Raw genomic sequence first — 22,622 nt, 5'->3', positions numbered from 1 at the left:
CTGACCCCCCCTGCATTCTGGGGTAATCCTCAGGCCTGCTTCTGGCCCACGCTGCTCGCGCCTCTGGCTTGGGGTGTTGCGGGCATTGCACGCCGCAGAATGCGCAGGTCGGGCTGGCAGGCTCCCGTGCCGGTCTTGTGCTGCGGCAATGTGAGTGTGGGGGGGGTGGGCAAAACCACGGTGGTTATTGATCTGGTGCAGCGCCTGAGCGCGCGGGGGCGTAACCCGCATGTGTTGACGCGTGGTTACGGCGGGCGCGAGGCTAATGGCATCCGGGTTAACCCTGCCCGGCATACTGCGCGGCAGGTGGGGGATGAACCGTTATTGCTGGCGGAGTACTGCCCCGTCTGGGTTGGCGGGGACCGTAGTGTTACCGCACGCCATGCCGTGCAGGCCGGGGCAGATTGCCTGATTATGGATGATGGGTTTCAAAACCCGTCTTTGCAGAAAACCGTCTCGCTTCTGGTTGTGGATGGGGCCGTGGGGTTTGGGAACGGGCACGTCCTCCCCGCGGGGCCACTGCGTGAGAGGGTTGGAGATGCTCTGGTCCGAGCCGATGCACTGCTGGTGATCGGGGCGGACCAGACCGGAGCCGTGGAGCATACGGCTGCCCTGCCCGTTTTATGGGCTGATCTGGAACAGTGTGCTATTCCACCAGGCGTTGTAAACCGCCCATGTGTGGCGTTTGCTGGCATTGGTCGGCCGGAGAAGTTTTTTAAGGGTTTGCGGGGGGCTGGTCTAAGCCTTGTTCGCGCCCTTCCTTACCCCGACCATTACGCGTATAAACTGCGTGATATCGAGCGGCTTCTGGCATTGGCCAACGGGCTGGACGCAGAACTTGTTACAACCCCCAAGGATGCCATGCGCCTGCCTCCCGATTTTCGTAAAAATGTGGTTGAGGTGGGTGTGCGGCTGGTCTGGCAGGACCCAACGGTGCCCGAACGCCTGCTGGATATGTTTCTGGCCTCCCCGGCATGAAGGCCCGGAGCGTGGCCGTACGTTATCGGCTGGAAGCCTGGGTAGCATTTGCCCTGCTGTGGCTGCTGGAGCGTTTGCGCCCGGACCATTCTTCCAGCCTGCTTGGCCTGTTGTGCCGGGCTCTTGGCCCGTGGCTTCCTACATCGCGGATTATCAGGCGTAATCTGGAACTGGCCATGCCGGAACTGGATCATCAGGACCACAGGCGGATTATACGCGGTGTGTGGGAAAATCTGGGCCGGACCATAGGCGAACTGCCACATCTTGCTGCCTTGCAGGAGAACACTCCCGCAGGACCGGGGTTTGAGGTGCAGGGAGCAGAATATCTGGCGCAGCAGGCGTTGCGGGGTGGGCCTGTTCTGTTCGTATCAGGCCATATTGGTAACTGGGAAATGCTGCCTCCCGCCGTGGCGCGGCATGGCACGCCTTTTGCATCTTTTTACCGTGCTGCGGCTAACCCGCTGGTTGACGCCCTGCTCCGTTCGCTGCGGAACAAAGCCATGGGCGATACGCCTGTTCCCCTTTTTGCCAAAGGGGCAAAGGGCGCTCGGGGAGCCTTGGCCTATGTGTCTGGCGGAGGGCGTGTGGGCATGCTGGTGGACCAGAAAATGAACGACGGGATTGAAGCCACATTTTTCAATCGCCCGAGCATGACTGCTCCAGCACTTGCCGCCATGGCGTTACGTTACCGCTGCCCGGTTATTCCCGGTTATGTGGAACGTCTGGGGCCTGCCCGCTTGCGTATTGTTGTGGAAGCGCCTCTGGAACTCCCCGATACAGGGGATAAACGGCAGGATTTGCAGATACTGGTGCAGATGGTGAATAACCGCTTAGAAGAATGGATCCGTAAAAATCCATCAAGCTGGCTCTGGTTGCACAGGCGCTGGGCTAAAGAGCTGTACCGTTAAGAGGCGTTGCCGCAAGGTCGTGTAGTTCGGGTGATTGCTGCCATAGATGGGCTGCCACAAAAGCTGTTTATAAAAATATCTGACATGCAAACGGATGACGCACAAAGCGGGTCGCCCTGCCACGGGCTTGGCGGTATGGTGGCCGCATGTGAATTTTTGTTGGAGTAGCCATTCCCATGCCAGCCCTCCCCAGCCCCGCCCTAGCCTACCGACTGGAAGCCGCCCGGGCTGTTGTGCATGATGCCGCTCAACTGGCCATGTCCATGCGGCCACCGCCGGGCGGACCACAGGGGGAACTCAAGTCCGCACAGGATTGGCTGACGGAAACTGATGGTGCGGTCGAGGCCTTTATTGCACAGCGCATGCAGGCTCTTTTTCCCGAAGATGGCTTTCAGGGGGAGGAAGGTGGCGTAAGCCGCACAGGGAGTCTGCGCTGGGTTGTGGACCCGATTGATGGCACGTCCAATTACGCCCGTGGCCGCTGCCGGTGGTGTGTCTCCCTCGGCCTGATGGACGGGGATGAACCCGTGGCCGGTGTCATCGACGCCCCGGCATTGGGCGAGGTTTATACGGCGTTACGTGGATACGGAGCTTTTTTGAACGGGAAGCCCATCAAGGCTTCCCCCATAAAGGACCCAGCCCGCTCCATGATCGAAATGGGGTGGAGTGGTCGTGTGCCCAAACCCGTGTTCATGGACAAGATGGACGCTATTATGGAACTGGGCACCATGCCCCGTTCAGGCGGATGCGGCGCATTGGCGCTGGCCGATGTGGCCAGCGGTCGGCTTGATGGCTACATCGAAATTGTTATCAACCTGTGGGACGTGGCAGCAGCCCTGCCCCTGCTGGCCGAAGCCGGGGCGGTTGTTTCCCCCTTCCTGCAAAATGGCGGGTTAACAGGTGGGGCGACCATTCTGGCAGCCAACCCGCATATTGGCCCTGTACTGGCCAAGGCTGTGTCCATTCCGCTGGAATAAAAACAAAACAAAAACTGGCCTTTCTCGCGCCACAAAAGCATGCTTTTTTACACGCCAATTTACCGGACTTATCGTGGAGAAACCCGGAATGCATTTCTTTAAACGACTGTCTTCAGTTTCTCTGGTTCTGGCCGCAACCATGCTGGCTTCCGGCGCGGGGGCGTATGCACAGGCAGCGGACACCGCGCAGGCCACTGTTGATAAAGCGGCCCTGACTGTGCAGGATATTTTTCTGGGCGCAACCGGCCAGAGCGCCTTGGTGAGCAATCTGGCCAAGGCGCGCGCGGTTATGGTCTGTCCGTCCATGTTCCGGATGTCCATCGCTTTTGGCGGTGCGCATGGGGATTGCGTGCTGCTGGCAAAAGATGCGCGTGGATCCTGGTCAGACCCGGCCTTTTACAAGCTGAGTTCTGCGTCCTTTGGCATCCAGTTTGGCGTGCAGAGTTCCCAGATCGTTTTCTTCATCATGACTGATCGTGGCCTTCAGGCGCTTCTGGACAGCCAGTTCCAGTTTGGTACCAATGCAGGTGCCTCTTTTGCCAATATGAGTTCTGCTGTTGCCAGTTCCAATGCTGGTGCCAGTAATACGGATATTCTGGTTGCACAGAAGTCTCAGGGCGTTTTTGCCGGGGCATCACTCGGTGGGAGCAAACTGACCGTTAACAGTGATGAAAACCGGGCGTATTACAAGCAAAGCGTTGGCCCGGAAGATATTGTTGTAAGCATGCGTGTGAACAACCCGGATGCGGACCCGCTGCGCAGCATTCTGATGCGTTATGCCCGCAGAGCGCAGACCGCTCCCTCAGCAGCGTCTCGTGCAGCAGTTCCGGCGACGGATGGCATTGATAGTGACAGCACAGGTGTAACCGCCCCAAGTGGCGGGATCGTGCAGGAAAATCTTTCCCCCGCCCGTTCAGGCTCCCGTTAACACCATACTCGCTCAGATTGCCCCAGCCACTCTACGCCTTGTGGTGTTAGTGGCTGGTTTTCTGTTTGCGTAACAGCAGGACGTTATGATTGTGGTCACCCAATGTGGCCGCAAAATTATGTCCCCCCGTACCATTTGCCACAAAATACAGCATATCGCCTTTTGCAGGGTGAGCCGCAGCCTCAAGCGCAGCCTTGCCGGGGGAGCAGATCGGTCCCGGTGGCAGGCCAGTGTAAACATAGGTGTTGTAAGGGCTGACCGTCTGGAGGTCCGTGTGGGTCAAAGGTCGGTCCAGCGGTGGTTTCCCCTGCGTAATGGCGTAGATTACCGTAGGGTCCGTCTGTAACTTCATGTTCTTTTGCAGGCGGTTGTAAAAGACACGGGCGACCGATGGGCGTTCATCTGGCTGGGCGGTTTCTTTTTCAATAACAGAAGCCAGTGTAAGCAGTTCTTGCGGGTTGCTCAGAGGTAAACCGCTCTCTCTTTCTGCCCAGACCTGTTTTAATGTCTGCGCCATGCTGGTTTGCATATGGACCAGCAGGTCCTTGCGAGAACTGTTGCGCAGATAGGTATAGGTCTGCGGAAGAGTGCTTCCTTCCTCAGGTAGAGGCGTGTCCCCCGTTAATAACGGCGCAGCCTGGATCAGGGTTTGAATCTGCCATGCTGTCAGCCCTTCGGGGATGGTCAGCTTATGCTGGACAGGCTTGCCGTGCCGCAAAATCCATAATGTCTGTTCGATGGAGGCATAGGCGGGGAAGTGCAATTCCGCCGCATGCAGTTGTCCATCCCGACGGGTCAGGACAAGAGCGATTGAAAAGACCCGGCTGCTCCACCAGTTTGTGGGAACAACGCCTGCATTTTGTAGGGCAGATAAGGTCGTGGCATAGTTGCCGTGAGGGACCACAATATCCTGATCAGTGGATAATGGTCCGGGGCTGGTATAGCTTTGCCAGCCTGAAAAGGCGGTAAGCCCCATGCCTGCCACAAGAACAAAAACGCCTCCCCCAGACCACTTGAGAAAACTGGAAAGTTTACTACGGTCTGAAGGAGGAGATGATGTTTTTTTACGTTTAGACGCCACGCACGATCAGGCTGGCATTTGTCCCGCCAAACCCAAAGCTGTTGGACAGGGCAACGTTGATCGGACGCTGCTGCGCTGTATGCGCCACGCGGTCGATCACACTCTCGCGCGAAGGATTGTCCAGATTAAGCGTGGGCGGTGCCACGTTATCCCGGATGGCAAGAATGGAGAAAATGGCCTCTATCGCCCCAGCCGCGCCGAGCAGATGGCCCGTAGCCGATTTGGTGGAAGACATGGCCAGCTTTTTGGCGTCATCACCAAACAGACGTTCCACGGCTTCCAGCTCAAGATCATCCGCCATGGTCGATGTGCCATGGGCATTCACGTAGTTGATGTCGGCCGTAGTCAGGCCCGCACTTTGCAGAGCGGAGCGCATGGCGCGGTAAGCACCGTAATGCCCTTCCGAGGGTGCCGTAATATGGTAGGCATCGCCGGACATGCCGTAACCGATAACTTCACCATAGATTTTGGCACCACGGGCTTTGGCGTGCTCGTATTCTTCAAGCACAACAATGCCCGAGCCTTCGCCCATGACAAAGCCATCACGGTCTTTGTCCCACGGGCGGGAAGCCTGCTGCGGTGTTGCATTAAAGCCTGTGGAAAGGGCGCGGGCAGAGCAGAACCCGGCGATACCCAGCGGGCACACCGTAGCTTCAGCTCCACCGGCAACCATAACGTCAGCATCGCCGAACATGATCAGGCGGGCTGCGTCACCAATGGCATGAACGCCAGTTGCGCAGGCGGTCACAACCGAATGGTTGGGCCCCTGAAAACCGTATTTGATGGAAACGTGCCCGGATACAAGATTGATCAGGGCAGAAGGAATGAAAAACGGCGACAGTCGCTTTGCCCGTCCTTCATGCACGGTAATGGAGGCGTCATAGATGGTTTGCAGGCCACCAATGCCAGAACCGATCATAACCCCGGTACGGCATTTCTCTTCTTCGGTCTGAGGTTTCCAGCCGGAGTCCTCGACCGCTTCCGTTGCGGCAACAAGCCCCATATGGATAAAGCGGTCCATCTTGCGCTGGTCTTTGGTTGGCACCCACTCGGATAGCGTGAGTTTACCTTCCTCCCGCGGCCCCTCGGGGACTTCCCCTGCAACCTGTGCAGGCAGATCACTCGCATCGAACTGCGTGATTTTACCAATCCCGCTCTCGCCTGCGATCAGACGTGACCATACGTTTTCGACACCGAGGCCGAGAGGCCCGACGATGCCCATGCCGGTGACGACAACGCGTCTCCGTCCAGAATTCATTCCGGCCGAAAGCAACAAACCAGCCCGCTCCCCATTCGACACATATCTGGTCCCCCAGCCATCTGAGGGACCATAATCCTGTAATTTAAGGCAATGGCCTGAAATCAGGCGGCTTTCTGCTTTTCGATATAGTCGATGGCGTCTTTCACCGTGGTGATTTTTTCAGCGGCATCTTCAGGGATTTCGACATTGAAGGCTTCTTCAAACGCCATCACCAGCTCAACGGTGTCAAGGCTGTCTGCGCCCAGATCGTCAATGAAAGACGCTTCCGGTGTGACCTTGCTTTCCTCGACGCCGAGATGCTCGACCACGATTTTTTTAACCTTATCAGCGATTTCGCTCATCTGTCTTTCTATCCCATATGCCTGCCTACCGAAAATGGCAGGTTGTTCAGGTGTTTAATCCGCGACGGACCTTGTCACTGGCAGAGAACCGGGTGGCAGATGCCCGCCCCATTCCGGCCCAGCAGTAAGGTGTTGCGCGCGATTAGCACGTTTTATCTCTCCACGCCAAGGCAAACCGGACAAATACATCTGTCGAAAGCCCAAAACAGCATGGTTGCGCTGCATGTGTGGCACATCTTAAAGCATTTTGCACCACCTGTTCTAGCGGTGCATATGCTTTTCGTGTGCTCAGGCCATCACCATACCGCCGTTAACATGCAGCGTAGCGCCGGTTACCCACCGAGCCTCATCCGATGCCAGATACAGCACGGCGGACGCAATATCTTCCGGCTGGCCAAGGCGCGCGAGCGGAATGGAGGACAGAAGCTTTTCCTTCTGTGCATCTGGCAGCACGTCTGTCATGGGGGTGACAATAAAGCCCGGAGCCACCACGTTGACCGTGACCCCGCGCGAGCCGGCCTCCTGCGCCAGGGATTTGCTCATGCCCACCATGCCAGCCTTGGCTGCGGCATAATTGGCCTGCCCGGCATTGCCGGTTGTGCCAATAACAGAGGCAATATTGACAATGCGCCCTGCCCGGCGGCGCAGCATGCCCTTGAGTGTGGCCCGGCACAGGCGGAACGGGGCTGCAAGGTCAACATTAAGAACCTGATTCCAGTCCTCGTCCTTCATGCGCAGGGCGAGCATGTCACGCGTGAGGCCCGCATTATTGACCAGAATATCCAGCGGTGCGCCAGCAACGTCTTCTGCTTTTGCAATCAGGGCGTCCGCTTCCGATGGTTCGCTCAGGTTGGCTGCGGCATAAAACGCCCCCTGCCCCAGTTCTTCCGCCAGTTCGCGGATAACGGCCTCACGCGTGCCAGACAGAACAACTTTGGCGCCCTGAGCATGCAGCGTTTTGGCAATGGCGCTGCCAATGCCACCAGAAGCACCCGTTACGAGTGCGGTTTTTCCATCCAGTCGGAACATGTTGTGTAAACCTGCTTTAGAGGGATTTCAGAAAGGTTTCGATATCCGCCGGGGTGCCGATGGAAAGGGTCGAAACTTCGGGGTCAATGCGTCGTACCAGACCGGACAGAACCTTGCCTGCCCCGATTTCCACAAACGTATCAACGCCCAGACCGGTCATGGTGGCCACGCTTTCGCGCCAGCGGACACGTCCGGTTACCTGCTGGACCAGATTGCTGCGAATCGTGTCCACATCAGTTTCACGCTCCGCGGTCACATTGGCGATCACGGGCACAACCGATGCGGCAATATCCGCCTTGGCCAGTGCTTCGGCCATGGCGTCTTCAGCGGGCTTCATGAGTGAGGAATGGAATGGGGCGGAAACGGGGAGCTTGACCGCGCGCTTGATCCCCATTTCCTTTGCTATGGCAATGGCGGCATCAATCCCGGTCATTTTGCCCGAAATTACAATCTGGCCGCCGCCATTGTCGTTGGCGATTTCCGTGCTGCCGTTCTCACTTGCGCGGGTGCAGACCTCTTCCGCCTGAGCCAGCGTGACACCAATAAGTGCTGCCATGCCGCCTTCCCCCGCGGGGACCGCGCGTTGCATGGCCTGCCCGCGCAGGCGCAGCAGCCGGGCGGCCTGTGCAACGTCAAAAGCCCGACCCGACGCGAGAGCCGCGTACTCACCCAGTGAATGTCCGGCAAGCAGGCTTACGCGGCCCGCCAGATCCAGGCCGCCATCCTGTTCCAGCACGCGCAGAACTGCCATGGAAACAGCCATGAGTGCAGGCTGGGCATTTTCGGTGCTGGTCAGGGTTTCTATCGGACCTTCAAAAATCGTTTTTGACAGATGTTCGCCCAGAGCATCGTCAACTTCCTGAAAAACTGCACGTGCGGCGGGAAAAGCGTCAGCAAGTTCCTGTCCCATGCCTACGGACTGGCTGCCTTGTCCGGGAAAAATAAATGCGTAAACGGCCATGATACTCACTGTTTCAAAAACGACGCCCAAAGGCGGACAGATTGCAAAAAATGGAAGGAAAAAACGCGGCAAAAAACGGGCCATCTATGCCGTGGTGGCCGCATGCTGCCCAGTGGTTCTGTCCTTCCGGCAGGCAAAAGTGCGGGCAGAATAGGCTCTGCGTTAACGAGGCACAATACGCCAGACCGGAAGGAGGGAGGCAGTTCACGGTATTGCAAGGGATTTGTATGTGCCGCCGCACGCTTTTGTGCGCAGGGTTCAGGCAAACCAGCCGGGCTTGGAACAAAATACAGACCGGCAGTGCTGAAGCAGTGGCCATGCAAGAGTATGAGCGCATGTGATGAGTAAAATTATGCGCTCACATACGCTCAGGCTGGAGAGCGGAGCAGCACGCGATTCAGTCGTTCCAGAATGCCAAAACTTTCCTGCCAGACAGGCTTGAACTTTTCTGCGTTCACGCCGCGTGTGGCTAAAATCTCGGCCAGTTCACCCACGGTTCGTTCTCCATCAATCAGGGGGAGAATGCCGCGGGTCTGGGGCGGGAGCGGGATAGGCACAACAAGCGTGCCAAAGTGGAAGGGCAGCATGTTATCGGGCGTCATCTGTCTGGCCAGTTCCGCGCCTGGAATTTCGCGCATGATCGGCACTGCCACTGGATTCAGGGGATCAGGTTTTTCAGGGGCTGCGTGTTTGCGCACGACATAGGCAACATGCGTTGCCATGTTGCCTGCAAGGTCCTCGGCAATGGCGGCCTGTGTCTGCCAAGGCAGGGTGGACAGGCGCGCACGCAGGCGTGGGTCGGGCAAAAAGAGACCCGGGTCGTACCGCGCTGGTTCCATAAGAGCCGTGGGTTCAAGCCCGGCCTGATCCAGAAGAGCCAAAAAATCGGTAATGGTGTAGGAGCGGTCTCTGGGGTTGAGGAGCAGATCGTAAAGCCCTGCATCCCCGCCTGAGAGATGATCCCCAAAATTACCATTCTGGTGCAGCCATGCCGTTGCAGGCAGGGTGCGCATGACGCGGCGGGCCACGTCCAGCCGTTCCTGCGGTGACTGTGCGAGTGGCGTCAGTTTTTCCAGTGCGTCCTGCACCATGTACACGCCGGTACGGCCATAGGGCGCATAAACCATCAGCCCCATGCCGCCATGGGGGGCAAGGTGGTGCTCCAGAGTCTGGAGTGCCGCGACCGGGTCTGGCAGATGGTGCAGTACGCCGCAGCAATCAATATAATCGAATAGTCCCAGTTCCAGCGATTTCAGCGCGGTCAGGGAGCCCTTAACGAACCGGATATTGTCCAGTGAGCGGGCTTTGGCGCGGGCCTGCGCAATGGAAAGGGCTTTTTCTGAACGGTCCAGACAGACAACTTCCGCCGGGCGCGCAACCCGTGCCAGCTGTGTTGCCAGCATAATCGCGCCATCGCCCGTACCGCACCCGGCCACCAGCACCCGCAATGCCTGACTGCGGGGGCGTTGTGCGCCAAAAATCCAGTAGTCCACTTCGCGCAGGTGGCTGGGGCTACCAATGAGCAGGCGGCGGTTTTCGTCCTGCGGGTCACGCTCCGGGTATGGGTATGCCTCGTACTGGGCGGCTAGCCCGGCATCACGGTCATCCGCTGCTATGCTTTGTGTCATGGACCGGCACCTAATCTAGCGAGGCAGAAGCTTACCGCGCTGCCATGCTTCGGCAGCTTCATCCGCACTCATGCCTTCCACCCGCATGGCATAGTCCATGGCGCTGATGATTTTGGCGCTCAGCATCAGTTCATCCAGTTCATCCACCAGATCTGTTTCCAGCTCATCACGCAGCCCATCGCGGAGCAGAAGGGTTGCTTCCATCTCTCCGCCCATTGCTTTGTGAGGGTCATTCAGAATACGCAGCCCTCCCTGATGGAACAGGAAGCAGGGTTGGAACAGGGGCAGAAGGCTGGGCTGCTCGGCACCGAGAGCCGCATTATGCCTTGCCAGAGCTTCTTCATCCGGGAGCACGTCAAGGGTAAAACCCGCTTCCGCCAGATTGTAGGTGTGCAGAACCTGCTCCATGCGTCTGGCAAGGGACTGGGGCGTTACAATCGTACGGGTAATGCCCTGCCCTGCCTGCGCCAGATCGCTCAGGGATGTGAGCGGGCTGTTCTCGTCCGAAATGCAGCAGCAGGCTTCGGGCTGGAAGAGTCGGCCCAGTTGCGTGATGCCCGTGCCGAGGAGGTCGGAATCCTCATCCGGCAGCCATGCGGCAACATAGATGTCGATTTCCCCTTTGCGCAGCAGGTCGGCCAGAGCCTGCTTGGGGCCGGTTACAATTTCGGGCTCAATATCGTTGGCTTCGAGAACCCGAATGATGGTGGCCGCCGTCGCCTCATGAATGGTGGACTCAGGATAGGCGAGTGTCAGGGATGTCATTTCGGGTTCCTCTGGATCAGTCGGGACAGCAAGATGTCTGCCCTGTCCTTGCCGCACGGCAAAGTGCAGTGGCAATCCCTCAAATGGAAATATCTGCTTCCATCGGGTATTTTGTCAGGTTCAGGGTAAAGAAAAACCGCCACCCCGGTAAGGGAATGGCGGCGGAAAAGCACCAGAAAATGGCTTGGAGGCGTTTAGGCGGCCACAATATCCTGTTTGACCGGCAGAACGGGGCGGATCATGTTCAGGGCATCGGCAAAAGAGGCAAACTGGCCCAGAGTGTTGTCACGCACGGCGTCCATGACAATCCAGCGGTTGCCGCGGGAGTAAACCTTGTAGGCCGGGTTTGATGTTTCGCGCACCCACACCAGAACGTAGCCGGATGAAACACCAGCCTGTTTTTCTTCAGCAGGGAAAATATCGGCGTCGCAGATACCCATGGGCTGGCTGGCCGCAATCCAGCGGTCCAGATAGTCGCGGTGGCGACACATGATTTCCATCTGGAACGGGATGATCTGACAGACGTTCTGTGTTTCCGGCTGGCGCAGCATAAGTTCTGTATCCCCTAACATCAAAACCCGGTGGCTCTTTCTGATTTTGAGAGTAAGGGCGAAACTCCCTGCCGCGCTACAGGAAAGAGGGCGCTTTCGCCTCATAAACGGGCAGGTTGAGGCGGTAGTGACGAAAAAAACACAGAAATGCAAAATTTGATAAGATTTTATGCACAAAAATAAATCACGTGCCCAAATAATATGCACTATTTTGGGGGCGATGCGCCGTTGTGTGAGCGCTAATCAAACACCAAAGTCTGAATTGAAGGGGCGTGGCCCGTTATTGTGTGCCTGATTGCCCGAACTTGGCTGCGGGTTGGTCGGGATTGCCTGAATAAAAGCGTATAGTGCGATACGTGCTTTTACCCAAAGATGAGAACTGCAGTGCTGGCTGGGCTGAGTGCGGGCTGGCGGTAGAGGCTTTATGCGATTCCATGAGGAGTTCGTGCCTGCCCCATAAACTTGTCCGGATAGGCGTTAAGATGACCCCACTCACCGTTGCAGGATTATGTGCAGTGCATGGTCATTGTGGATGTGTGTGAGGGGTGTGGGATGGGCCCGAAAAGGCTTCAGTGTCACAAATTTGTGATATGAAGAAAAGTGCGTGAAGCGGGCGCGGTTTTCATGCTTTGCTGTAGCAGCACGGTGATGACTGTGCTACGCATGCGTTGGGCATGTTTGCAATATTCAGGAGGGGGAATGATGGGCTTTTTGTTCAAAGCACGTAATCCTGTCAACCCGTTCTGGCAGTTTGCCCGTATTTCAATATCCGGAGAAGTTTCCATCTTCTCCGCACTCCAGGATCAAGACCGTTGAAAAGTAACAGGACCGACCGCAGCCCCCGTTCTCCTCGCCGCGGCGGATTTGATGACGACAATTATATGTCGATGCCTTCTTTCGGTGAGCGCCCCGCTTATGGTGGTGGCGGCGGTGACCGTGGTGGGTTTGCTCCGCGTCGTCCCGCTGGTGGCCCGCAGGTTATCGCTTCCGGCCCGGAAGTGGGTGCATCCGTCAAGTGGTTCAATGGCGAAAAAGGCTTCGGCTTTGTCGAACTCGCTGATGGATCGGGCGATGTGTTCCTGCACGCCAACGCGCTGTCTCAGGCTGGTGTTCAGGGTGTAAACCCCGGCGCTACGCTGGTTGTGCGCATTGGTCAGGGCCCCAAGGGTCGCCAGGTTGCCGAAGTCATCTCTGTTGATGAAAGCACGGCTCAGCCGGAGCGTCCGCGTAGCCCCGCTGGTGGTCGTCCGGGTTTTGGTGCGCGCCCTGCTGCTCGCCCCGCTCCTGACCTGTCTGATGCTGAAGATACGCGTGGTACCGTTAAGTGGTACAACGCTGTTAAAGGCTTTGGCTTCATCACGCCTGAAGGCGGTGGCAAGGACATCTTCATCCACGCATCTGCTCTGGAACGTTCCGGTCTGCCGGGCCTGAATGAAGGTCAGGGTGTGAACGTTAAAGTTGTTCAGGGCCAGAAGGGTCCGGAAGCTGCTGAAGTGACCTCTGCCTGAGGCACTGCTTTTTAGCGGTAAGTAACAAAAAAGCCCCGGTTTATAACCGGGGCTTTTTTTTATAGTCGTTTGTTTCTGCCAAAGTTGCGTAGAACTGTGCGTATGTAATGGCTGGAACGGGGGTTAGTAGTCGCCCTTCCCCTTGTTGCGGATCAGGCGGGCCTTGTCGCGCTGCCAGTCCCGGTCTGCTACGGTCTGGCGCTTGTCCACACTCTTTTTACCGAGGCCCAGACCAAGGGTTACCTTGGCTAGTCCGCGGTCGTTGAAGTGAATATCCAGCGGAACAAGGGTTGCCCCCTGCTTGGCAATGGCGCCCATAAACTTCTGGGCCTGCTTGCGGTGCATAAGCAGCTTGCGGGGGGCGCGCGAATCAAAGCGGGATAGCACTCCGCCCTGATATTCAGGGATGTAGCTGTTAAACAGCCAGAGTTCACCATTACGCTCGCCCGCAAAGGCTTCGCCAATTGTTGCGCGACCCAGGCGCAGGCTTTTTACTTCCGGCCCTTTAAGCACAAGCCCGGCCTCAACCGTTTCCTTGATGGTGTAGTTAAAGCGGGCCTTGCGGTTCTGTGCGACCATGCCGTGGGAGATCATGGTGCTTTTGCTGGATTTTGTGGACATGTTCAGCCCAGCAATCCGACATCAACCAGAGCCTGCCGGACTTTGTGGCGTGATTCATCGCTCAGGGGAGCCAGCGGCAGGCGGCAGGTTTCCCCCGCAAGGCCCAGCAGACTTGCGGCATATTTGGCCGGTGCGGGATTGCTCTCGCAGAACAGGGTGTCATGCAATGGGGTCAGCCGGTCCTGAATAGCAATGGCTTCCTGCGTCTTCCCTGCTTTCCATGCGCTCTGCACGGCGGCACACAGGGCGGGCGCAATGTTGGATGTCACGCTAATGCATCCATCCCCACCGGCTGCCAGAAAAGCGACGGCTGTGCCATCTTCGCCCGAGAGCTGGTTAAAGGGTTTGTCCACGGCCCGGCGCACCTGCAGGGGGCGGAACAGGTTTGCTGTTGCATCCTTTACCCCAACAATATTGCCGTGCTTTGCCAGACGGGCCGTTGTTTCCACGTTGATGTCAATAATGGAGCGGCCGGGAATGTTGTACAAAATCACCGGGATGGAAACAGCATCTGCCACGGCCATAAAGTGCCGGTACAGACCTTCCTGCGTAGGCTTGTTGTAATACGGAGCCACAACAAGGGCGGCGGCTGCCCCGGCCTGCTCTGCATGGCGTGCCAGATCAACCGCTTCGGATGTGCTGTTGGAACCCGCCCCGGCAATAACCGGCACGCGACCATTGGCAACTTTTATGGTGCGTTCGACAACAGCGTGGTGTTCCGTGTGTGACAGGGTTGGACTTTCCCCCGTTGTGCCTACGGCACACAGGCCTGCCGTGCCTTCCTTGATCTGCCAGTCCACCAGTTTTTCAAACGAAACAAAGTCCAGGCTTCCGTCCCGGTTCATGGGGGTGATGAGTGCAGTAATGGAGCCGGAGAAGAATGTATGAGGCATGGAGCGGTCACTTATCCTGTAATGGCATCTGCTGGAGCGGAACGCGGGATGTCCTGCCCTTGGGTGGAAGCCTGGTGCCTGAACGGCGATTGTTGATAGACGCCTAGAATTGTGGCGTTTTTGGAAAAAAATTCAAGTTCCGCCAAGGCTTTGCCTAGGCGGGAATCGCCGGGGTGGCCCTCTACATCCATCAAAAAACGTGTAGCGGCAAACGTTTCGCCCGACATGTAGCTTTCCAGCCGGGTCATGTTGACGCCATTGGTGGCAAAGCCCCCAAGCACCTTATACAGGGCACCGGGGCTGTTTTGCACACTAAAGAGCAGTGTGGTCATGACATGGGGTGTCTGTGGTGTGGGCACCTGCGGTGTGCGCGCGGTAATATAGAACCGTGTCGTATTGTGGGAGGCGTCTTCTACGTTCCGTTGCAGGATTTCTAGCCCATACAGTTCCGCAGCAAGGGCGGAGGCTACGGCGGCCTCTTCAGGTTTTTGCCAGAGTGCGACCAGTTCTGCAGCACCTGCCGTATCAAACTCGGTTACGGGCGTGAGATTATTGTTTTTGAGCAGATTGCGGATCTGGGCCATGGCTACAGGGTGCGTATGCACGCGGCGGATCTGCTCCATGCGGGTGCCGGGCACCACCAGCAGGCAGTGTTCAACACGCTGGAAGTGCTCACCAATAATATGCAGTCCCGCAGCGGGCAGAAGCGAATGAATGTCGGGCACACGACCTGCCAGACTGTTTTCGCATGCCAGCATGGCCTGCTCGGCCTTGCCTGCATGTACTGCGTCTATGGCATCTGCAAAGCTATGGCATGGCAGGGTGGTCCAGCCGGGTCGCGCTGCGCGGCAGGCCATGTCGGAATACGCACCGTGCATGCCCTGAAAGGCTATAACCTTGTCCATCATGGCCTTTAAGCTCCAAGCAGGCGGCGTGCCCGTTCCAGATCCTGTGGTGTATCAACCCCAAAGGGCGCGATTGCAAGACGCGCGCAGCCAATACGCATACCATCTTCCAGTGCCCGGAGCTGTTCCAGACTTTCACGCTGTTCCAGACCAGATGGAGGAAGCTGGACAAAGCGGGCCAGAGCGGCCCGCCGCCATGCGTAAATCCCAACATGGTGCCATAGAGGCCCCGGCCCTGCGGGAATGGGCTGTCGGGAAAAATAGAGGGCGACCGCATGGGGCGTGGCCTGCTTGAAGTGGCATGCAACCTTGACAACAGAAGGGGCTGTTGCCTCTGCTTCCGTGCTAACGGGGGCAACAAGTGTTCCAATATCAAACGCAGGATGATCCAGAACCCCGCACACCGTATGCAGGGCATCTGGTGCCAGTGTGGGCAGGTCCCCTTGCAGGTTGATAATGGTGGAGTACTGCCCCTGCGGGTCCAGCGTCTGCACGGCCTGCCAGACCCGGTCCGAGCCGGATGGCAGGTCGGGATTGGTCAGTATGGCTGTCCCGCCCGCGTTAGTAACAACATCACAGATTTCGGGGTCGGCGGCTGCAACCACAACCGGACCAATTTCGGCCTTGAGTGCGGCATTCAGCACATGCACGATCATGGGCTGCCCGGCAATATCCGCCAGGGGCTTGCCGGGCAGCCTTGTTGAGGCAAGTCTGGCGGGTATGACAACAAGGGGCGGCATGATCAGCTTGCTCCAGAATACAGCGCGGCTTATAGGCGTGGAAAAGCGCCGCGCAGTCTAGAAAAGCTGCAATGCAAACGCAACCAGTGATCAGCAGGGGCAGAAGTGCGGATGGATGGCAGGTTCCTGAACAGGGTGGCGGTTTCGGCGTTGATAAGTGTGGTGGCTATAGGCGGTGCTCTTGTGGCGGCACGCTCCATTGTGCCGGACACGGCCCCTGTGGCCCCGGTTTTTCGTCTGCCGGACCTGCGGGCGGTTTCTATTGAGTCTTACATGCCGCGCGCCAGTCTGGCCCATGGCACTGTGCTGGCGGGGCGTATTTGTGCCCAGTGCCATGGTTTTGCCCTTGGAAGCGAAGGCAATGCTGGCCCGGTTCTGGCAGGTGTTGTGGGGCGGAATATCGCTACCCTTCCCGGTTACGCCTATTCCGCTGCGTTGCGCCAGCATGCAGCGCAGATATGGGACGATCAGAAATTATCTGACTGGCTTATGGCTCCGGCCAGATACGCACCCGGTACACACATGTCTTTTGCAGGTCTGCACGACCCGCAGGACAGGGCGGATGTGATCAGCTATTTGCACACACTGCATACCCCTGCCCCCACCCCAATAACAGGAGCACCCCGATGACCCCGCAGAGAACAGACCAGTTTGTGGATGTGGCAACCATGCTGGCGGATACCGCGCGGAGCGTTGTCCGACCATGGTTCAGGCGCGGTGTAGGGGTGGAGAGCAAAAAGGATGCAAGCCCGGTTACGGTCGCGGACAGGACGGCAGAACGGGTCATGCGGGCTATTCTGGCCGAACGTCTGCCAGACCATGGTGTGTTTGGTGAGGAATTCGGGCAGGACAACGCTCAGGCGGATTACCAGTGGCTGCTGGACCCGGTGGATGGCACGCGGGCGTTTGTAACCGGGCGCCCGCTCTTTGGCACCCTGATTGCCCTTTTTTACAAAGGAGAGCCTGTGCTGGGTATTCTGGACCAGCCGGTTCTGGGCGAGCGCTGGGTTGGGGTAAAGGGGCGCGCAACCGTGTTTACTTCCTCCCTGGGGGGGCAGGCCCATACCCGGCAGAATGTAGCGCTTGGCGAGGCGGAAATGTCGTGCACATCGCCCGAAATGCTGGAACTGGCCCCGCATGACCGCTGGAAAATGCTCAAGCGGCAGGCCCGCCGCATGACATGGGGGGGGGATTGTTATGCCTATGGGCTGCTTGCTCTGGGCCAGATTGACCTGATTACCGAATGCGACATGAACCCCTGGGACTGGGGAGCGCTTGTGCCCATTGTGCAGGGTGCTGGCGGGGTTATGAGCGCATGGGATGGGACCCCCCTGCGGATGGATGGAGATCGCACGGTTCTGGCCGCCGGTTCCCCTGCCCTGCACCGTGAGGCAGTGCGCATTCTGCGGGCGGATTAACAAGATTTATTGGTGGGAATAGTGCCAAATCTGGCGGGCCAGACTATGCACTGCCCCTGTTTTGCGATAGGTCTGCGCTTCGGTACAACAGCGATGGTCAGTCCAATATGAGCACGAGCACGCACCTGTCCCTCTCCAAGGACAAGATCCGTATTCTTCTGCTGGAGGGTATCCACGATAGTGCCGTCGCCCTCCTCAAGGCCTGTGGTTACGAGAATGTCGTACGCCACAAAGGCGCGCTTGAGGGCGATGCGCTCAAAAAAGCGCTGGAAGGCGTGCATATTGTTGGTATCCGCTCGCGTACGCAGCTGACCAAGGAAGTGCTTGAAGGTGCTGATCGCCTGATGGCCATTGGCTGCTTTTGCATTGGCACCAATCAGGTTGATCTTGAAACCACACGCCTGAGCGGGATTCCGGTTTTTAACGCACCGTACAGCAACACGCGCTCCGTGGCCGAACTGGTCATGGGGGAAATTGTTATGCTGATGCGTCGGATTTTTCCTCGCTCGGTTGAGTGCCATAAAGGCGAGTGGACCAAATCTGCCGCCAATAGCTGGGAAGTGCGTGGCAAAACCCTTGGGATTGTGGGTTATGGCTCCATTGGCTCACAGCTTTCCGTTCTGGCGGAAGCCTTTGGCATGCGGGTTGTTTATTACGATGTGATGGATAAACTCGGCCACGGTAACGCTCTGCCGGTTGACACACTGGACGACCTGCTGGCCCAGAGTGATGTGGTGAGCCTGCACGTCCCCCAGTTGCCCACTACGGCGAACCTGATGGGTGCGGAACAGATCAGCAAGATGAAGAAGGGGTCCTTCCTCATCAACAATGCCCGTGGCAATGTTGTTGATCTGGATGCACTGGCCAAGGCGCTGGAAAGCGAGCACCTGCTTGGTGCCGCCATTGACGTGTATCCCAAAGAGCCCAAAGGCCCGGGTGATCTGCTGTCCACCCCGATCATGGGGCTGGATAACGTGATTCTCACCCCTCATATTGGCGGTTCCACGGCGGAAGCTCAGGAACGGATTGGCGTGGAAGTAGCGCGCAAGCTGGTGGAATACTCGGACGTGGGTTCCACGTTCGGTGCGGTTAACTTCCCCGGTGTCCAGCTGCCGCAAAGCCCGCGTGGCACGCGCTTCATGCACGTGCATCATAACATGCCCGGTGTTATGATGAAGCTGAATGAAATCTTCCTGCGCGAAACCTGCAACGTTACCGCCCAGTTCCTCCAGACCGATGGAGAAATCGGTTATGTGGTGATCGAGGCCGATACGGGTGGGGATACGGATCTGGATGATCGTCTGCTCAAGGCCCTGCGTGAACTTGATGGCACGGTCCGTGCCCGCCTGATTTACAAGGGCCGTTAAGCATGGGCTACGGAGCGCGGGAATGATCTATTCCCGCATCCGCAGTTTTGCTTTTTCGGGTATCGAGGCCAGACCCGTATGGGTTGAAGTGCAGATATCCTCTGGTTTACCTGCATTTCTGGTTGTCGGTCTGCCAGACAAGGCGGTGGGTGAAGCGCGCGAGCGCGTTCGGGCCGCCTTGACGGCCATAGGGTTAGCGCTTCCCGCAAAGCGTATTCTTGTTAATCTTGTTCCTGCGGACCTCCCCAAGGAAGGCTCGCATTTTGACCTGCCCATCGCGCTGGCCCTGCTGGCTACCATGGGGGTGATCTCCGCAGAGGAAGTGGGCCGTTATGCGGCTCTTGGCGAACTCTCGCTTGATGGACGGCTTAACCCTGTTTCAGGCGTGCTTTCGGCCTCTCTGGAGGCGGCCTCCATGGGACTGGGGCTTGTGTGTCCCGCATCACAGGGGGAGGAAGCCTTATGTGGTGGTGATATTGCCATTCTCGCGGCTCCTGACCTTCTGGCGTTAATCAACCATTTTGCTGGTCTGCAAATCCTCAGCACACCTGTTTTTTCCCGCTCGGAGCCTCTTTCTACAGATGTTGAGCCTGACCTTGCGGACATCAGGGGGATGGAAACAGGGCGCAGGGCGTTGGAAATTGCGGCCGCCGGGGGGCATTCCCTGCTGCTTTCCGGCCCGCCCGGCGCGGGTAAATCCATGTTGGCGGCCCGGTTGCGTGGGTTGTTGCCGGATCTGTTGCCATCGGAAAGTCTGGCGGTTTCACGTATCTACAGTGCGGCCGGGCTGTTGCCCGATGGCAGGCCCATACGCCGCCCGCCTGTCAGGGACCCGCACCATTCCGCGAGCCTGCCTGCACTCGTGGGTGGTGGCGCGCGCGCCAGACCGGGGGAAATCAGTCTGGCGCATCATGGTGTGCTGTTTTTGGATGAACTGCCCGAGTTTTCGCGCGCAGCACTTGAGGCGTTGCGCCAGCCGCTGGAAACCGGTCAGGTCAGCATTGCGCGCGCAGCCGTGCATATTACCTACCCTGCCCGCTTCCAGCTTATAGCCGCCATGAACCCCTGCCGTTGTGGCTATCTGGGGGATGCAACGCGCGAATGTAGCAAAGCGCCCCGTTGTGGCGCGGACTATCTGGCGCGTCTGTCTGGCCCACTTATGGATCGTATTGATCTGCATGTAGCCATGCAGCCGTATGAACCTCTTGGTTACATGACACAGGCGGGTGGAGAAAATACGGCAACAGTCGCCGTACGCGTGGCTCAGGCCAGAATGCGCCAGACAGAGCGGCAGGGCGTACAAAAAAATGCCGAGGCGGCGCTGAATGTGCTCTCACTTACCGGGAGTGCTCAGGAACTGGCGCAGGCTGTGGCGGAGCGGTACCGTTTTTCCGCGAGGGGGTACACCCGTCTGTTACGGGTTGCCAGAACCATTGCTGATCTGGTGGCTGCGCCGGATGTAGAGCCACAGCATATTGCCGAGGCTGCTACATTCCGTGTCCGTTCTGCGTTGTAAGATTCAGGCTGCGTGGTGCAGGGCGTTAAAAGCCTGATCCAGATCATCAATAAGGTCCTGCGCGTTTTCCAGACCGATCTGAAGCCTGAAAGCGGGAGATTCTGGCTGCTCTGCGCCAAAGTTCCGCGTTATGCCTCCCGTGGTCGGGAGCACCAGACTTTCATACCCCCCCCATGACGCACCAATACCAAACAGACGCATGGCGTTAATCATGCGTTCCATGCTCTGGCAGGTGTATGGAGCGTTTAGAACCACGCCAAACAGGCTACCAGCCCCTGTAAAATCGCGTTTCCAAAAGTTATGGCCCGGGCAGTCTGGCAGCGCGGGGTGCAGGACCTGCGCCACTTCGGGGCGCTGTTTGAGCCATGTGGCAACCTGCAGGGCGGTGCGGGCCTGCTGCGCCATACGAACCCCCATTGTGCGCAGGCCACGCAGGGTAAGCCAGCACTCGTCCGGTCCGGCAACCTGACCAAGCTGGATGGAGGCGTCCCGCAGGATATGCCAGCTTGCCGGATCCGCTACAGTGATGGCTCCGGCAATCACATCGGAGTGGCCGGAAGGGTATTTGGTCAGGGCCTGAATGGAGACATCCACGCCATGTTCAAACGGGGCAAAAATGCCGAACCCCCATGTGTTGTCCAGAAAAAGACGCGCACCATGCTGGTGGGCAACTTCCGCCAGCATGGGAATATCCTGCACTTCAAACGTATGGCTGCCCGGACTCTCGGTAAAAATGATGCGGGTGTTGGACTGGACGTATTCTTCCACTTCGGGCCGGGTAGCACAGGGCGGAAAGTAGGAAATATCCACCCCAAAGCGCCGGAGCATGTTTTCAGCAAAGCGGCGGGTCGGGCCATAAACGCTGTCGGCCAGCAGGCAGTGATCACCTGCCTTTAAAAAAGCCAGTAACGGCGTGGTGCATGCTGCCAGACCGGAGCTGACAATCTGACAGTCCGTACCACCTTCTATGCGTGCAATCAGTTTTTCCAGTTCATGCTGGGTGGGTGAACCCATAGCCCCATAGATGCTGGAGTGATCATAACGCTCCTGCCCTTTGCGGTTCATGCTCTTGAGGGAGGGAAAGAGCACGGTGGAGCCACGCTCCAGCGGCGGATTGACGTATGTCCCCATCTCGGGAGGGGTCGCCCTACCTGTATGGGTCAGGGATGTGCCAAGTTTCTGCCACCCGGCATCTACACTGTTGCGCTCTGTCATGGATTTTGGCCGTTTGTAACTGGCGTGCCGGGTGTGCTGCCCCACTCGGCCCAGGAACCATCATAAAGAGCGTTGGAAGGAAAGCCCGCCAGTTCCAGCGCAACGTTCAGAACCGCGGCGGTCATGCCGGAGCCACAGGTGGTAATGGGGTGCGTTGTGGCAGAAACCCCCGCCTGTAAAAACAGGGCCTGCAGTTGTGCGGCGGGAAGGAAAAAGCCATTTTCGTCCAGCACGGTTTTATAGGGAATGTTACGCGCGCCGGGCATGTGCCCGGACTTTACACCCGCGCGTGGTTCGGGGTCTGTGCCATAAAAACGTGCAGCACTCCGGGCGTCCAGTATGGGGCGGTTTTGCAGCCGAACATGTCCAAGCATATCCCCAAGACCGGCCAGACGGGAATATTCAGTTCTGGGATGATAGACCTGTGGGGCATGCGAAGCGCTCTCCCCCTGTTCCACCGGCAGGTGCTGCTGTCGCCAGGCATTGAGGCCACCCTGGATGATCTGGGTTTTTTCATGCCCGAACAGTCTGGTCATCCACCAGGCCCGGCAGGCAGAGGCCACATTGCCCTGATCGTAAAAAACAACATGGGTCTGAGGCGTAATGCCCATCTGGCCAAACAGATGGGCAAAGCGTGCGGCGGATGGCACGGTATTTGGCAGGGTGCTCTGCGGGTCAGAAAAAACAGAGATGTCAAAATACTGGCTACCCGGAATATGGCAGGCCTTAAATGCAGCCTGCGGGTCAAATGTCTCTCCGGGCAACAGGGTGGTGGCATCCAGAAAACGGATTGTAGTGTCCTTGGCGAGCGCTGGCAGGAAACTGCCGGGAATGAGAGGAGACATGACCAGAGACCTCATGTTTTTTTAACAGGACAATACGATCACATAGTCCTTCCAAACTGGCAAATGAGTTATGATATGTGAAGAGGCTGTACTAAAGCCTCTATCCGAACCGGCTGGAAACTCAGTGCGGAATGCGCCATACCATACAACTGATATGCCATGTTCCTGTCAGTTAGACACAAAAGT

General features: G+C 57.8%; 24 protein-coding genes. 9 read left to right on the top strand and 15 right to left on the bottom strand.

Annotation, left to right across the window (positions count from 1 at the left end; genetic code table 11):
- The 4 genes from lpxK to HNR55_RS00565 all read left to right on the top strand — a co-directional run bounded on the left by lpxK (window position 1) and on the right by HNR55_RS00565 (window position 3,791).
- Window positions 1-978: a tetraacyldisaccharide 4'-kinase gene (gene lpxK / locus HNR55_RS00580; protein WP_373318139.1), complete on the top strand. Its 978-nt coding sequence runs from the start codon at window positions 1-3 to the stop codon at window positions 976-978.
- Window positions 975-1,886 carry a lysophospholipid acyltransferase family protein gene (locus tag HNR55_RS00575; RefSeq protein ID WP_166109923.1) on the top strand — a complete coding sequence of 304 codons (912 nt, stop codon included), beginning with the start codon at window positions 975-977 and terminating at the stop codon, window positions 1,884-1,886. Before lpxK ends, HNR55_RS00575 begins: the two co-directional genes overlap by 4 nt.
- Window positions 1,887-2,062: 176 nt before the next feature.
- Window positions 2,063-2,863, top strand: a complete 801-nt coding sequence (locus HNR55_RS00570) for an inositol monophosphatase family protein (RefSeq protein ID WP_166109920.1) — start codon at window positions 2,063-2,065, stop codon at window positions 2,861-2,863.
- An 88-nt stretch (window positions 2,864-2,951) separates the two neighbouring features.
- Entirely contained in the window at window positions 2,952-3,791 is an 840-nt protein-coding gene (locus HNR55_RS00565) for a lipid-binding SYLF domain-containing protein (RefSeq protein ID WP_166109917.1), read from the top strand.
- A gap of 46 nt (window positions 3,792-3,837) precedes the next feature.
- Here HNR55_RS00565 and mltG read toward each other — a convergent pair whose 3' ends face one another.
- From mltG to HNR55_RS00520, 9 genes are all read right to left on the bottom strand, one after another.
- Entirely contained in the window at window positions 3,838-4,872 is a 1,035-nt protein-coding gene (mltG, locus tag HNR55_RS00560) for an endolytic transglycosylase MltG (protein ID WP_184382491.1), read from the bottom strand.
- A complete protein-coding gene (gene fabF, locus HNR55_RS00555; protein WP_166109912.1) occupies window positions 4,862-6,130 on the bottom strand; it encodes a beta-ketoacyl-ACP synthase II in 1,269 nt (422 codons plus the stop codon). Before fabF ends, mltG begins: the two co-directional genes overlap by 11 nt.
- 104 nt (window positions 6,131-6,234) lie before the next feature.
- Window positions 6,235-6,474, bottom strand: coding sequence for an acyl carrier protein (locus tag HNR55_RS00550; RefSeq protein WP_025825175.1), 240 nt, complete (start codon window positions 6,472-6,474; stop codon window positions 6,235-6,237).
- Window positions 6,475-6,762: 288 nt separating this feature from the next.
- Complete coding sequence (gene fabG, locus HNR55_RS00545) at window positions 6,763-7,503, bottom strand: 3-oxoacyl-[acyl-carrier-protein] reductase (RefSeq protein WP_166109909.1); 741 nt, start codon at window positions 7,501-7,503, stop codon at window positions 6,763-6,765.
- A gap of 16 nt (window positions 7,504-7,519) precedes the next feature.
- Window positions 7,520-8,464: an ACP S-malonyltransferase gene (gene fabD / locus HNR55_RS00540; RefSeq protein WP_166109907.1), complete on the bottom strand. Its 945-nt coding sequence runs from the start codon at window positions 8,462-8,464 to the stop codon at window positions 7,520-7,522.
- A 368-nt stretch (window positions 8,465-8,832) separates the two neighbouring features.
- Complete coding sequence (locus tag HNR55_RS00535; RefSeq protein WP_166109904.1) at window positions 8,833-10,092, bottom strand: class I SAM-dependent methyltransferase; 1,260 nt, start codon at window positions 10,090-10,092, stop codon at window positions 8,833-8,835.
- Between the two features lie 15 nt (window positions 10,093-10,107).
- On the bottom strand, window positions 10,108-10,857 hold the full coding sequence (locus HNR55_RS00530) for a glycine betaine ABC transporter substrate-binding protein (RefSeq protein ID WP_166109901.1): 750 nt from the start codon (window positions 10,855-10,857) through the stop codon (window positions 10,108-10,110).
- A gap of 194 nt (window positions 10,858-11,051) precedes the next feature.
- Entirely contained in the window at window positions 11,052-11,429 is a 378-nt protein-coding gene (locus HNR55_RS00525; protein WP_242005370.1) for a hypothetical protein, read from the bottom strand.
- Between the two features lie 554 nt (window positions 11,430-11,983).
- On the bottom strand, window positions 11,984-12,193 hold the full coding sequence (locus HNR55_RS00520; RefSeq protein ID WP_166109897.1) for a hypothetical protein: 210 nt from the start codon (window positions 12,191-12,193) through the stop codon (window positions 11,984-11,986).
- A gap of 27 nt (window positions 12,194-12,220) precedes the next feature.
- Between HNR55_RS00520 and HNR55_RS17165 the strand changes: the two genes are divergently transcribed.
- The gene (locus HNR55_RS17165) at window positions 12,221-12,916 is read left to right on the top strand and encodes a cold-shock protein (RefSeq protein ID WP_166109894.1); all 696 of its coding nucleotides are present in this window, start codon (window positions 12,221-12,223) and stop codon (window positions 12,914-12,916) included.
- A gap of 123 nt (window positions 12,917-13,039) precedes the next feature.
- On the opposite strand, the gene smpB is transcribed toward HNR55_RS17165, so the two are convergent.
- Genes smpB through HNR55_RS00495 form a run of 4 tightly spaced genes read right to left on the bottom strand, consistent with a single transcriptional unit; the run spans window position 13,040 to window position 16,078 of the window.
- Complete coding sequence (smpB, locus tag HNR55_RS00510) at window positions 13,040-13,537, bottom strand: SsrA-binding protein SmpB (protein ID WP_166109892.1); 498 nt, start codon at window positions 13,535-13,537, stop codon at window positions 13,040-13,042.
- A gap of 2 nt (window positions 13,538-13,539) precedes the next feature.
- Window positions 13,540-14,430, bottom strand: coding sequence for a 4-hydroxy-tetrahydrodipicolinate synthase (dapA, locus tag HNR55_RS00505; RefSeq protein ID WP_166109889.1), 891 nt, complete (start codon window positions 14,428-14,430; stop codon window positions 13,540-13,542).
- Between the two features lie 11 nt (window positions 14,431-14,441).
- Window positions 14,442-15,338 (bottom strand): prephenate dehydratase, encoded by an 897-nt coding sequence (locus HNR55_RS00500; RefSeq protein ID WP_166109886.1) that lies wholly within the window; start codon window positions 15,336-15,338, stop codon window positions 14,442-14,444.
- Window positions 15,339-15,343: 5 nt separating this feature from the next.
- A complete protein-coding gene (locus HNR55_RS00495) occupies window positions 15,344-16,078 on the bottom strand; it encodes a 3-deoxy-manno-octulosonate cytidylyltransferase (RefSeq protein ID WP_184382539.1) in 735 nt (244 codons plus the stop codon).
- A 108-nt stretch (window positions 16,079-16,186) separates the two neighbouring features.
- Between HNR55_RS00495 and HNR55_RS00490 the strand changes: the two genes are divergently transcribed.
- The 4 genes from HNR55_RS00490 to HNR55_RS00475 all read left to right on the top strand — a co-directional run bounded on the left by HNR55_RS00490 (window position 16,187) and on the right by HNR55_RS00475 (window position 20,376).
- A complete protein-coding gene (locus tag HNR55_RS00490; RefSeq protein WP_166109880.1) occupies window positions 16,187-16,705 on the top strand; it encodes a c-type cytochrome in 519 nt (172 codons plus the stop codon).
- A complete protein-coding gene (locus tag HNR55_RS00485; RefSeq protein ID WP_166109877.1) occupies window positions 16,702-17,493 on the top strand; it encodes an inositol monophosphatase family protein in 792 nt (263 codons plus the stop codon). The genes HNR55_RS00490 and HNR55_RS00485 overlap by 4 nt, the downstream gene beginning before the upstream one ends.
- A gap of 107 nt (window positions 17,494-17,600) precedes the next feature.
- Window positions 17,601-18,860, top strand: a complete 1,260-nt coding sequence (serA, locus tag HNR55_RS00480) for a phosphoglycerate dehydrogenase (RefSeq protein WP_166109874.1) — start codon at window positions 17,601-17,603, stop codon at window positions 18,858-18,860.
- A gap of 22 nt (window positions 18,861-18,882) precedes the next feature.
- Window positions 18,883-20,376 carry a YifB family Mg chelatase-like AAA ATPase gene (locus HNR55_RS00475; RefSeq protein WP_166109871.1) on the top strand — a complete coding sequence of 498 codons (1,494 nt, stop codon included), beginning with the start codon at window positions 18,883-18,885 and terminating at the stop codon, window positions 20,374-20,376.
- Between the two features lie 3 nt (window positions 20,377-20,379).
- On the opposite strand, the gene metC is transcribed toward HNR55_RS00475, so the two are convergent.
- Window positions 20,380-21,591, bottom strand: a complete 1,212-nt coding sequence (gene metC, locus HNR55_RS00470) for a cystathionine beta-lyase (RefSeq protein WP_166109868.1) — start codon at window positions 21,589-21,591, stop codon at window positions 20,380-20,382.
- Window positions 21,588-22,436 (bottom strand): sulfurtransferase, encoded by an 849-nt coding sequence (locus tag HNR55_RS00465; protein WP_166109865.1) that lies wholly within the window; start codon window positions 22,434-22,436, stop codon window positions 21,588-21,590. Before HNR55_RS00465 ends, metC begins: the two co-directional genes overlap by 4 nt.
- Window positions 22,437-22,622 lie beyond the last annotated feature (186 nt).

The organism is Acetobacter lovaniensis (genome assembly GCF_014207635.1).
Classification (GTDB): Bacteria; Pseudomonadota; Alphaproteobacteria; order Acetobacterales; family Acetobacteraceae; genus Acetobacter; species Acetobacter lovaniensis.
This window is presented reverse-complemented; position numbering and strand designations above follow the sequence as displayed.